This is a genomic window from Clostridium sp. MF28 (assembly GCF_002969175.1).
GTDB lineage: Bacteria > Bacillota > Clostridia > Clostridiales > Clostridiaceae > Clostridium > Clostridium beijerinckii.
Map to the genome: position 1 here is coordinate 3,109,036 of NZ_CP014331.1, position 11,993 is coordinate 3,121,028.

The 11,993-nt window shown below is 30.1% G+C and carries 11 protein-coding genes, 1 other RNA gene and 1 pseudogene; 3 read left to right on the top strand and 10 right to left on the bottom strand.

What is annotated here, in order from left to right:
• Window positions 1-50: 50 nt before the first annotated feature.
• The 9 genes and pseudogenes from AXY43_RS13195 to dnaX all read right to left on the bottom strand — a co-directional run bounded on the left by AXY43_RS13195 (window position 51) and on the right by dnaX (window position 8,709).
• Entirely contained in the window at window positions 51-812 is a 762-nt protein-coding gene (locus tag AXY43_RS13195) for a helix-turn-helix domain-containing protein (protein ID WP_012061093.1), read from the bottom strand.
• A 219-nt stretch (window positions 813-1,031) separates the two neighbouring features.
• Complete coding sequence (locus tag AXY43_RS27955; protein WP_017212276.1) at window positions 1,032-1,208, bottom strand: hypothetical protein; 177 nt, start codon at window positions 1,206-1,208, stop codon at window positions 1,032-1,034.
• 145 nt (window positions 1,209-1,353) lie between these two features.
• A pseudogene (locus AXY43_RS28470) lies at window positions 1,354-3,383 on the bottom strand (M13-type metalloendopeptidase).
• A 143-nt stretch (window positions 3,384-3,526) separates the two neighbouring features.
• Window positions 3,527-4,801 carry a CHAP domain-containing protein gene (locus tag AXY43_RS13205; RefSeq protein WP_017212278.1) on the bottom strand — a complete coding sequence of 425 codons (1,275 nt, stop codon included), beginning with the start codon at window positions 4,799-4,801 and terminating at the stop codon, window positions 3,527-3,529.
• Between the two features lie 343 nt (window positions 4,802-5,144).
• Window positions 5,145-5,414 (bottom strand): pro-sigmaK processing inhibitor BofA family protein, encoded by a 270-nt coding sequence (locus AXY43_RS13210; RefSeq protein WP_023974900.1) that lies wholly within the window; start codon window positions 5,412-5,414, stop codon window positions 5,145-5,147.
• A gap of 20 nt (window positions 5,415-5,434) precedes the next feature.
• Entirely contained in the window at window positions 5,435-5,713 is a 279-nt protein-coding gene (locus AXY43_RS13215; protein WP_012061098.1) for a YaaL family protein, read from the bottom strand.
• A gap of 214 nt (window positions 5,714-5,927) precedes the next feature.
• Window positions 5,928-6,524, bottom strand: a complete 597-nt coding sequence (recR, locus tag AXY43_RS13220) for a recombination mediator RecR (RefSeq protein ID WP_023974901.1) — start codon at window positions 6,522-6,524, stop codon at window positions 5,928-5,930.
• Window positions 6,525-6,635: 111 nt separating this feature from the next.
• Window positions 6,636-6,977, bottom strand: coding sequence for a YbaB/EbfC family nucleoid-associated protein (locus AXY43_RS13225; protein WP_023974902.1), 342 nt, complete (start codon window positions 6,975-6,977; stop codon window positions 6,636-6,638).
• Window positions 6,978-7,062: 85 nt separating this feature from the next.
• Window positions 7,063-8,709, bottom strand: coding sequence for a DNA polymerase III subunit gamma/tau (gene dnaX / locus AXY43_RS13230; protein ID WP_105411650.1), 1,647 nt, complete (start codon window positions 8,707-8,709; stop codon window positions 7,063-7,065).
• Between the two features lie 298 nt (window positions 8,710-9,007).
• Between dnaX and AXY43_RS13235 the strand changes: the two genes are divergently transcribed.
• From AXY43_RS13235 to AXY43_RS13245, 3 genes are all read left to right on the top strand, one after another.
• Window positions 9,008-9,799 carry a thymidylate synthase gene (locus tag AXY43_RS13235; RefSeq protein ID WP_017212280.1) on the top strand — a complete coding sequence of 264 codons (792 nt, stop codon included), beginning with the start codon at window positions 9,008-9,010 and terminating at the stop codon, window positions 9,797-9,799.
• A 68-nt stretch (window positions 9,800-9,867) separates the two neighbouring features.
• Window positions 9,868-10,359, top strand: coding sequence for a dihydrofolate reductase (locus AXY43_RS13240; RefSeq protein ID WP_105411651.1), 492 nt, complete (start codon window positions 9,868-9,870; stop codon window positions 10,357-10,359).
• 126 nt (window positions 10,360-10,485) lie between these two features.
• On the top strand, window positions 10,486-11,370 hold the full coding sequence (locus tag AXY43_RS13245; RefSeq protein ID WP_077309916.1) for a fumarylacetoacetate hydrolase family protein: 885 nt from the start codon (window positions 10,486-10,488) through the stop codon (window positions 11,368-11,370).
• A gap of 154 nt (window positions 11,371-11,524) precedes the next feature.
• Here AXY43_RS13245 and ffs read toward each other — a convergent pair.
• Window positions 11,525-11,791, bottom strand: an RNA gene (gene ffs, locus AXY43_RS13250) — signal recognition particle sRNA large type.
• Window positions 11,792-11,993: the final 202 nt, after the last annotated feature.

The window sequence follows — 11,993 nt, forward strand, 5'->3', positions numbered from 1 at the left end:
ACCATTTTAATTATCCTTTTTAATATATAGATACCCCTAAAGTAGTATTCTCATCCTCTTTCTTTAACCATCTTAAATAGCTGAACTCTATTCTTAATACCTAGCTTTCTATATATATTAAGTACATGTTTCTTTAATGTATTATTTGTAATGCATAATTTATTGCTAATCTCACTGTTCTCTAATCCATTCATTAGTTCACATAACACAGCTTCTTCCCTTTTGGTTAATCCATAAGTATCTACACACTGGGAAATAGATATTTTTTCTCCACCCATGGAATTATTATTTAGATCCTGATATAGCCTAAAGGCTAAATGTTCTTTAATAATATCAAGTACAAAAGAATCCTCATATATAAAATCTTCTTTTCCTTTTATTCTAAAGAAACATACTACACCAACAAACTGATTTTTGTGTGCCAATATCATATTTAGTGTATGATGCCAATTGTTAGGTTCAAAGTACTTTTTATAGTATTCCGTCTCTACTCTCTTTTTCTCTGAAATAATATCACTTTCTCTATATACTTTACTTTTACCACCAAACATTAATCCCCTGCTATAATCTATACTGTCATACTTGTCCATGTAATTTTCATCTGCTCTAGGCTTGTAATTGTAAAATACTGGTTTAACCAATGTATGACTATTTAATTCTGATGCAATATAAAAATCAGCACTATCAAAATCTAAAACTAAAGCCATCTGAGTAAGGAAATTTTTTCGCATAGTAGTAGAATTCTCAATAGAATTAATCTGATATACTATATTGTTAATAACCATCCAATCATTTGTTTCTAAACTACGCATTTGCTAAAACTTCCTTTCCTAAAGTATTGAATAATATAAAATAAGAGGCATATGTAATTCTCTTAATGAGATATTTACATATGCCTCTTTGCACATATCAATTTACTTATACATTATTTTACTCTTTCACTATTCGCCTTTCAACATTATCATTTGATTATTTTTTATACAAAACATACTCCTTTAGGAGTACATTTAAAGTAATTATAAAGTTATATTTTAATTGTCTTCATCAAAATATAATACTGATTCAGTTTCTCTACAATATTTAACGCACATACACTGTGCCAATTTTCTTGGACATTTATAACATAAACAAGTCAGATCCTTTCCATTACATCTTCCTTGCTTTAGTTCTCCACAATCTCCGCAATTTACTCCATTTCCTGCTGGCATAATAGCATCACTACTCCTTTAATTTTATACTTACATTATTATTAACTCAAAATTAATGAATGTCAAATTATAAGCCATTAATAAATAAATAGATAGCTTTTTTGAAAAGCTACCTATTTTTCACTTAAAACATATAAGATATCATTTACCAAATTCCTATTCTATCCCCCGGCTTAACATACATACCATCTTTTTCAGTAATTCCATATGTGTCATAGAACTTTTGAAATTGTGGTAGGACTGCATTTACTCTAACCTTATTAGGAGAGTGAACATCTATGATTAATGCATATGTTGCATATTCTTTTGTTGTTATTTGCCTCCAAGTAACTGCATAACTTTCAAAAAACGCTTTATAATTTGCATTATTCATTTCGCCTAGTATATCTAAAAGACAGGATACTCCACCTATATCTGCAATATTTTCTCCCACAGTAAGATTGCCATCTAACTTTTCACCAGGCATTGCTTCAATCTGACTATAAAAATTTGCAACCTTTTGAGTCTTTTGCATAAATTCTTTATAATCCTCTTCGGTCCACCAATTATTAAGGTTACCATCAGAATCATATTGGGCCCCAGTATTATCAAAAGCATGGCTAATTTCATGACCAATAATAACTCCAATTCCACCTAAATTAACTTCCTTAGGTGCATTTACATCATAAAAATGGCCTTGAATTATTCCGCCTGGTATAATAATCGAATTTTCTGTTGCACTATAAAAAGCATTGACTGTTTGAGGTTTAAACTGATCTTCATCTTTATCCACTAGTTTGTTTATTTTATTAAACATCTTATCACGCTCAAATATTCTAAGTGTCATTGCATTTTGGAAAAGTGATCCACCTTCTTCGTATGATTTAATATCTAACTTTGAATAATCATTCCAACTATCAGGATATGCTATCTTTATCTTTAACTTATCTAACTTATCAATAGCATTCTTTTTAGTTTGACTACTCATCCAATCAAGATTATCAATTCTCTTTTTGTAAACTGCTATAATATCCTTTGTTATAGACTCTACATCTTTTTTAGTCTTTTCAGGAACGTATTTTTCAGAATAAAGTCTTCCAATAGCCATTCCCATCATAGAATTTACATTATCAACGGCCTCTTCCTCTTTTGATACATTACCAGTTATGCCTAGCATATTACTTGCGTATTCTTTATTGGCATTTTCAAAATCCTCACTTAAATAATTTGATGCATATAGTAAATTAACTATTTCAATATAATTTTTAATGAGAGGTAAATTTTCTTGATTATATAATTTATTAAATGCTTTCAACCATTCTGGATCTTCTAAAATAATCTTATTAGCTTTGTCTATTCCCATATAATTCATAATTTCTGATGGATTTAAATTAGGAGCTAAATTATTTAATTCTGCTACTGTATATACATTATATTGTTCATCAATCAAATTCTTAGTTGTAGCCTTTTCCTTTTTTCCTTTAATATACGGAGCTACCATTTCTTCAAATTTAAACATATCATCAACTTTTTTCTGAGATTCTTGTTGAGTATATCCACTTAACATCAATATTTTATTATAATAATCTTCCGTTAACTTACGCTCTTTTTTGCTATTCTCTGTTGGATTAGTATATTCATCTGAATCCCCTAAACTAAGCGCAGTAGGACTTATATAAAGTATATTTGTTTTCACATCTTTTATATCTTTTTCTACAGAAAACTTTATTGTTGAGTTTAATATCCTCTTATCCTTCCAGAGCTTAGTAATATCATCTATTGTTCCAATTGATTTAATTTCATCTAAATTTTCCTTTACTGGTTTTATCCCTTCTCTATTTCTTGCTTCTATATTTAAAGTATTATTGTAAATATTTATTATTTCTTCTCATCACTATTTTCTTTATACGCATCCTTATTAATCAACAAATTGTTAATTATATCTTTGATTTGTTCTGTTACTTTATTCTCAACATCATCAAAAGTAGACGCAGTAGATTTTCCATCTTCAATTTTAGCATTTTTAATCCAATCACTATTTACTGCATCATAAAAATCATCATTTAATCTTACTCCTTGACTATTGTTTGTTACTGATGATTCTTCTGCCATTGCAACATTATGTGATCCATTAGATACAACCAGCATAAATGCTACTATACTTGCTACTATACTTAACTTTTTAATTTTTTTCATTACTACACCTCTCTTTCAGGATAGCTTTTTATAATTAGCGTTTATAACTTACTATTAACCTCTGTTTATATTACATGTGCAATAATATTTATTATGTTTCACTAATAAAAACTACTCCCTAGCCCCTTTAGCTTATGAAATTCTTAGTGATTTGCCTTGTCCAGATAAATATATCCATATAAATAATTGGTATCATATATTTCTCTATACCTAAAAGTTACACCATTCCAAGTTGATTCTGATATATAAATTTTACCACCATCTATTTTTTCAACTATTGCTACATGTCCATCGCCTCCAGAATTAGGCATGTTAGATTTCCAAACTGCAATAGCTCCTACTCTAGGTTGAGAACCATACTGGTATTTACCGCTTTTTTGATTTGCGTCCCACCATTCATAGGCATTTCCTATAAATCCTGCATCACTTGGCTTTACTCCTGTAATTTCCCAAGCGCGTCCCCAAGCATACCATGTACAATTTCCTTTAATCGGTTTTCCTCCACTATAAAATGGTGGCGAAAGTTTAACTTTATAAAAAAGATTATCATCAGAATAGTAATACTTATTATCTGTACTTGGCTGTGTATTCCTTATATCACTAAGAGAACCACTGATCGCATTAGAATTTTTATTATCTACTGATGGAGTATCTACACTAGAATTAGGTATATTAGAAGAGATTGGACTCTTTGTTGTCTCATCTTCAGGTTTATTAAACGTGACCCATTTAGAGCTTACCCATCCCCTTTTTCCATTTATTATTATGGGATAGAATCCATTCTTTTCATCATCAACAATTTTAACCTGTGCACCTCTGTATATATTATCAATTATATCTGACGAAGTTGATGCATCTGATCGAACGTTTAATGAATCATTATTTGTCGCAACATATGCAATACGAGAATTCGTGTCATCCTTTACACCATTTACATTCTCTGATCCACTTTCTATTTGCTCAGTATTACCATTTAGCATTTCTCCGCTATCAGAGAAAGTATAAACTTTGCCACTTATGCCTAATGTTCCAGTTTCCATTTCTCCACTAAAATTAGTATAATACCAAGTGCCATTGTCATTTACCCATCCTATGCTCATTACCCCATCATTATTAAAGTGATACCACTTTTCACCAACCTTTTTCCAACCTATAGTCATCTCTCCACTATTAGATAGGTTGTACCATTTTCCATTATCACTAAGCCATCCTGTTTTCATTATTCCATCTGTATTAAAATAATACCACTTTTCATCAATTTCTTTCCAACCAGTAGTTTTAATATCTCCATCTAACCAGCTCCAACCATTGTTCTTATCATTAATCCATTTAGCTGATGCTGAGATATAACACATGTTTGTTACCATTAGAGTTGTCATTCCCGTTATTATAATCTTTTTAAGAAATTCTTTGTTCACTTTCTTTTCCCCTTCATAAATTATTTCTTATACGTAACTCATAATATACTCTTTTATTGTTTATACATAAAAATTACTACATTAATTTCAATATAAAACTAATCTCAATAAGTTAAAAGAGTCCTTCCTTGGAAAATAAATAATACTCTAGGAATTTTAATCCTTATACATTAAATATTAACTCAAAATCACTTAATTAACAAACATAATTATAATTAAAAATAACAAAATCTGTATTTAGAAACATAATGAACTTTTTATATTTCTAAATACAGACAATCTTTAAACAATTATTAAATTTTGCAATGTCAAAATCCTCTAAAATGAAAATTCTAAAACTCAATTAAAGAAATAACCTTATTATAATCAAAACAATAACACCAGGAACTCCAAAAAAACCTGCTATCAAAGCGGTAATTGGATTAATCGCCAGCGAAAAATTAACATTTATGCCTATTAATCCGAGATTTGCAATTATAAAATTAGCTAAATATAATATTACAACCCCTATGATACCATTTATAAGTATTTTTATCGGCCATTTTAATAATCTTATCATTAAAAATAATAATATTATCCCTGCTAATCCGTATATTAAATATTGTCCCTCCATATTTAGCTCCCCCACTTTATTTATTCAACAATTCGTACATTATTTTCTACTACATAATTATGTTCTACTCTTATCCCCTTTTCTCTTGCTATTGATAATAAGTAATCATATCTTTTTCTTGCAACATTTTCTGAATAAATAGCTACTTCTATTAATTTGTCATCGTTAACATTATTAAACATGCTACGAGCCACATTTATTTCCATTTTTGCAATTTCCATATCATGTAATAACTTAGCATACATAGTTGAGTCATTAGTCTTGTTCATCAGGTACTCTACAATATTTTTTTTATTCATGTAAATCCCTCCAAAAAACTTCTTACTACCATTTTATCCATTCAATGGTAAAAATATACATAATTTGATTTCATAATTTATTTTAATACTGTAACACTTTTTCAAATTTATATATATTATGCTTAAGAAGCTTTTCACTCATGCAGATAGAAACTTCTAACTCCCATCTATGTAACACTTTTTAGGAACCTAATTTTATTTAGGTTCCTTTATTTTATATCTCTTTTCTTCCCTCTAGTGCCTTAGATAATGTAACTTCATCTGCATAATCTAAATCACCACCAACAGGTATACCTGAAGCAATCCTAGTAACTTTAACATCAAGAGGTTTAAGTATCTTAGATATGTACATTGCAGTTGCCTCTCCTTCTATATTAGGATTCGTTGCTAATATTACTTCCTTTACATCTTCGTTCATTCTAGAAACAAGCTCTCTAATTCTTATATCTTGAGGACCTCTTCCTTGCATTGGAGATATATTTCCATGTAATACATGATATACTCCATTGTATTCTTTAACCTTTTCCATTGTCATAATATCCTTTGGCTGCTCTACAACACATATTGTACCCTTATCTCTATTAGGATTCCCACATAATGCACAAGGATCTTTATCTGTAAAGTTTCCACATACCGAGCAATACTTAACCGTTCCTTTTGCCTTAACTAATGCATCCGCAAATTCCTTAACTTCATCATCCGGAAGATTTAATATATGTAATGTTAATCTTTGAGCCGTCTTTTGTCCAATACTTGGTAGCTTAGCGAATTCTTCTATCAACTTTTCTATGGCTACTGGATAAAACTCCATCATAATTTATAATTCTCCTTTATCTATATTTTTAGCCTATTATAAAAAGCATACAGGCTGAAGTTTCTTCTACAATCCTGTATGCTAACTTATTAATAACTATTGAAATTCTTAGAATAACCCGCCTGGCATTCCGCCTGTTAGTTTACCCATTTTGCTTGAAGTTTCCTCTTCTGCTTTTCTTAGTGCTTCATTAACAGCACTCATTACTAGGTCTTCAAGCATTTCAACGTCATCTGCATCTACAACTTCTGGTTTTATGTTAATTGATGATACTTCTTTTTTACCAGTTACTTTTACAACTACAGCACCACCACCTACTGATGCTTCAAATTCCTTTGTCTCAAGTTCCTTTTGCATATCTTCCATTTGCTTTTGAAGCTTTTGTGCTTGCTTCATAAGGTTATTCATATTTCCGCCACCAAAGCCTCCTGGAAATCCACCTTTTGCCATAAAAAATCCTCCTCTTTCTTGAATCTCATTCATTAATTATAAAACATCTTTTATTAATACTCAAGTTTAATGAATAAGTAACTTCCTATTCATCATATATTTCAAATGGTATTCCTTCTATTGTTTCTTTTAATAGCTCTTCTTGATCTTTTACTTCATTATCATTTTTTACTACATAATCTACAATTACTTTTTCCTTTAGAACTTCTGAAAATACGGTATTCACAATTTCTCTGTATTCTGCCTTCTGTAGCCTTTCTTTATTAAATGCATACATTGAATCATATTCAAGTGTAACTATACCATTTTTTAAGCTATATGGCTTTGCTGTAACGATTGAAGCATAAACAATCATTGCCCTCTTTGCCTTGAACTTTTCTAATATTTCTGTCCATACTCTCCCAACATCATCTACTGTTAACGATGAATTTGGATTAGCTTCTAAATTAACACTGTTACTATTTATGTTACCCTTATTAATAGCATTTCTACTTTGATTATTATTTGAATTAGTTCCTATATTATTATGTGCAGATTTTAATTCTTCATTAATATTTTCTGATTGAACCATTCGAATCTTGCCAGTTTTTAATGATTCCTCCAACTTGTTTATTCTTGATAAAATAACCTCATTTGAAGTATCATACTCAATTTTACACATCTTTATAATAGCAAGCTCTAAATATAATCTACTTTGCTTGCTAGCTTTTGAATTTGTTTCCGAATCCTGAAGTATTCTAATAGCTCTCATTATTTCTTCTACTCTAATCTTTCTTCCCTGCTCTTTAATTAAATGAATATTTTCAAGAGACATGTCTAAAACTTCTTCTGGATTATTTGTAACCTTTACCATAAGTAAATTTCTAAAATGTGCTATTAAATCTTTAATGAACAATTGCATATCCTTACCAGAATAAACAAGCTTATCAATTATAATCATGGATTTTTCAATACTTCTATCTATAATGGCATAAGTTATGTCAAACAAATATTCATTTGTCACAAGTCCCAATATACTAACTAAATCTTCGTAGTTAATTTTATCTTCACCCATAGCAATCGCTTGATCTAATATACTTAATGCATCTCTCATTGCACCATCGCAGACTCTTGAAATTAAATCCAAACTTTTTTGCTCATAAGTTATTCCCTGAGAATCTGTTATCTTTTTAAGTCTGCTAGATATTTCTTTTTGGCTTATTCTCTTAAAATCAAATCTTTGACATCTAGATAGAATAGTTATAGGTAACTTTTGCGGATCTGTTGTTGCTAATATAAATATTACTCTCTTAGGAGGCTCTTCTAAAGTTTTTAAGAACGCATTAACTGCTCCTACTGAAAGCATATGAACCTCATCCATTATATATATTTTATACCTAGCTTCCTGGGGCGGATATTTTGTATCATCTATAATGTCTCTAATTTTATCTATACCATTATTAGAAGCGGCATCAAGTTCTGTTACATCAATTGCTAATCCCTCATTTATTTTTCTACACATCTCACACTCGTTGCATGGTTCTCCATTTTGTAAATCTAGACAATTTAATGCCTTTGCCATTACTTTTGCAGTTGATGTTTTTCCTGTTCCTCTAGTTCCACAAAAAAGATAAGCATGTGCAATTCTATCGTTTAAAATTTCATTTTTTAGCGTTGTAGTTATATGTTCCTGTCCAACAACGTCTTCAAAATTCTTTGGTCTCCACTCTCTATATAGTGCTGTATAACCCACGGGATACCACCTCGCCATTTCTCTTAAATATAACATTATTATACACTATTGCTTATGCAATGCAAAATACACAATTAGTCTTATATTACATATATTTGAATAAATATTTATAATACAAAAATCTTTAAAAATAATTACTAATAGTTTCTTCAATTTGAACTCCTTCTGAAGGCCATATACTTTTAATATGCTTTTATATAAAATATATTGGATGACTTGTTAAATACTTTAGGTTAAAATGTATATTGAATAATTTTATTATAAAAATAGTTTTTAAATATAAGGAGGCATATCTATAATGAGTTTATACGATGATAAATATTTAGCCATTGCTAATGATATATTAGAAAATGGTTACTTCGATAATAACAGAACTGGAGTCAAGACTTATAAACTACCTCATCAAATTATGCAATTTAATTTAGAAAAAGAATTTCCAATACTAACAACAAAATTTGTGGCATTTAAAACTGCCGTTAAAGAACTTCTTTGGATCTTTAAAGATCAATCAAACAGTGTAAAAGAACTTCAATCTCAAAACGTAAAAATATGGGATGAATGGATGATGGAAGACGGAACTATCGGAACTTCTTATGGTTGGATAGTGAAAAAGTTCGATCAAATGGATAAATTAATAGATGCATTGAAAAATAACCCACAAGATAGAAGAATGATGATTAATTTATGGCAGATTCCATACCTAGATAGCGCTCCTTTATATCCTTGCTGCTTTCTTACAATGTGGGATGTAACAGATGGGAAGCTCAACTGTATGCTTGTTCAACGAAGCGGAGATTGGGGACTTGGTGTTCCATTTAATACATCTCAGTATGCTGTATTAGTTCATCTGTTAGCTCAAGTTACTGGACTTAAGCCAGGATTATTTACTCATGTAATAAATAATGCTCATATATACGAAAATCAAGTAGATGGTTTGAAACTTCAACTTACAAGAAAAAATGATGCATATAATGCTCCAAAACTTTGGATCAATCCAGAAATTACAAATTTCTATGATTTTACTCCTGACGACATAAAATTAGAAGATTATAAGCATCATGAATCTATAAAAATGGACGTATCAGTATAATTAAATTTAAGGCATATGAAAGAAAATAATATACTTTTTGATTGTGCCTAAGATAGGTGGGATAATAAATGATTTCAATAATTGTTGCTATTGCTAAAGATAATGTAATCGGAAAAGATAACAAATTATTATGGCATATTTCAGAGGATTTAAAGAGATTTAAAAAAATAACTACAGGCAAAAAAATGATTATGGGCAGAAAAACTTTTGAATCATTGCCTGGAATTTTACCAAATAGAGAACATATAGTTCTAACTAGAGATAATAATTTTAATGTAGATTCAGATAAGGTGACAATAGAGCACGATTTTAATTCAGTACTTCAAAGATATTTGAAGTGTGAAGATGAAGTCTTTGTAATTGGAGGTGCTGAAATTTATAAACAATTTCTCCCTTATGCAAAGAAATTATACTTAACAAAAGTAGATGAAGAATTTGAAGGCGATACATATTTCCCTGGAATTAATTATTCAAATTATAATATTGAATACACATCAGAGAAATTTATTGATGAAAAGAATAGATTGCATTATACTTTTGTAAATTTAATACAGGCATAAATATACGGTAATATCAGTTTTAAATTCATATTACTATATCATAATTACGAAGAATTACATTCTATTTTAGAAATGGGCTACAATACAACTTTAAAATAAAAAATCTTTAGAATTGGGGAATGTATTATGAAATTTGTAACTTTTAAGCACGAAGGTATAGAGCAAGTAGGAATACTAGCTCTCAATGAGCAAGGAGTTTATCCTATAAAATCTCTTGGCATTAATTATGATAGCATGATCAGTTTAATAGAAAACATAACAGATCATGAAATGGATCTTTTACAAAAATCATTAACTAATAATGATAAAGAATATATCTCCTTAGAGGATATTTCTAAAATGCCTCCAATACCTAATCCTAATCAAGATATTATTTGTTTAGGTATCAACTATATGGAACATGCAGTTGAATCTGCTCGATATAAAAACGAAGCCTTTGGTGGGGATAGACCATATGCAGTATATTTTTCTAAAAGAGTTAATACTGCGACTGCTGATGGTGATTATATCCCTAGTTATCCACAAATAGTTGATAGTCTAGATTATGAGGCTGAATTAGCGTTGATCATTGGAAAAGACGCTAAAGATGTACCTAAAGAAAAAGCTTTTGATTATGTTTTTGGTTATACTATAATAAATGATGTGAGTGCAAGAAACCTTCAGACAAGACATAAACAATGGTATTTTGGTAAAAGTTTAGATGGCTTTACTCCAATGGGGCCTTGTATCGTCACTAAAGATGAATTTGTTAATCCTCCAGTATTAAGGATATGCTCTAGAGTTAACGGAGAGCTAAGACAAAATAGTACTACTGATCTTATGATTACTTCAATACAAGACGTAATTCATGAATTGTCTCAGGGAATTACTTTAAAGGCTGGAACTATTATTGCAATGGGAACTCCAGCTGGTGTGGGCATGGGATTCATACCACCTAAATTCCTAAAGCCTGGCGATATAGTTGAATGCGAAATTGAAGGTATAGGCTGTCTTAAAAATATTGTAAAGTAAATAGTAAATTTAAATTAAATAGGATAAGAAAATGAGGGTATTTCATTGCTGAAATGCCCTCACTTTCTTATCCTATTGTGTCCTATGTTAATCCTATTGAAGAATAACCTAATTAATTTTTCATTTCCATGCTATAATTAAACATTAAAATAAACCATGCACCTCGCTTCGCTATTAGTTTTCTATACGTTACTAATGCAGTTAGCTCAGACCAGATTGATCCACGGCACATGGAAGGAACCACTTATCGCTGCTTCCTTCCAGATCTGACGAGGTTCATGGGCTTCCATTGCGTGGGACCCAGTCATCAACACCACTTACAAAAGTCAGACTATAAATCGCTAATACCTAAGCGAGGAATTCAATCCTGCTATAGCGGATTGCAGGTTACAGGGCACCGCTAACTCCCCATCTAGCATGGCAATGGTGGAATGATAAGGGTTTGCACCTTAATTTCTCCTATTGAGAAAATCGTCTCTTCTCAGACGTCAAACCATGTTAATCATTGCTTTTATCAAAAACACATTTTTAAAATTATTATTAATTTATTAAAGGTCATTTTCGATACTTGTTAATGATAACACATAAAAAGTCTAAATTCAAGAACATTATTACTGTCTTTA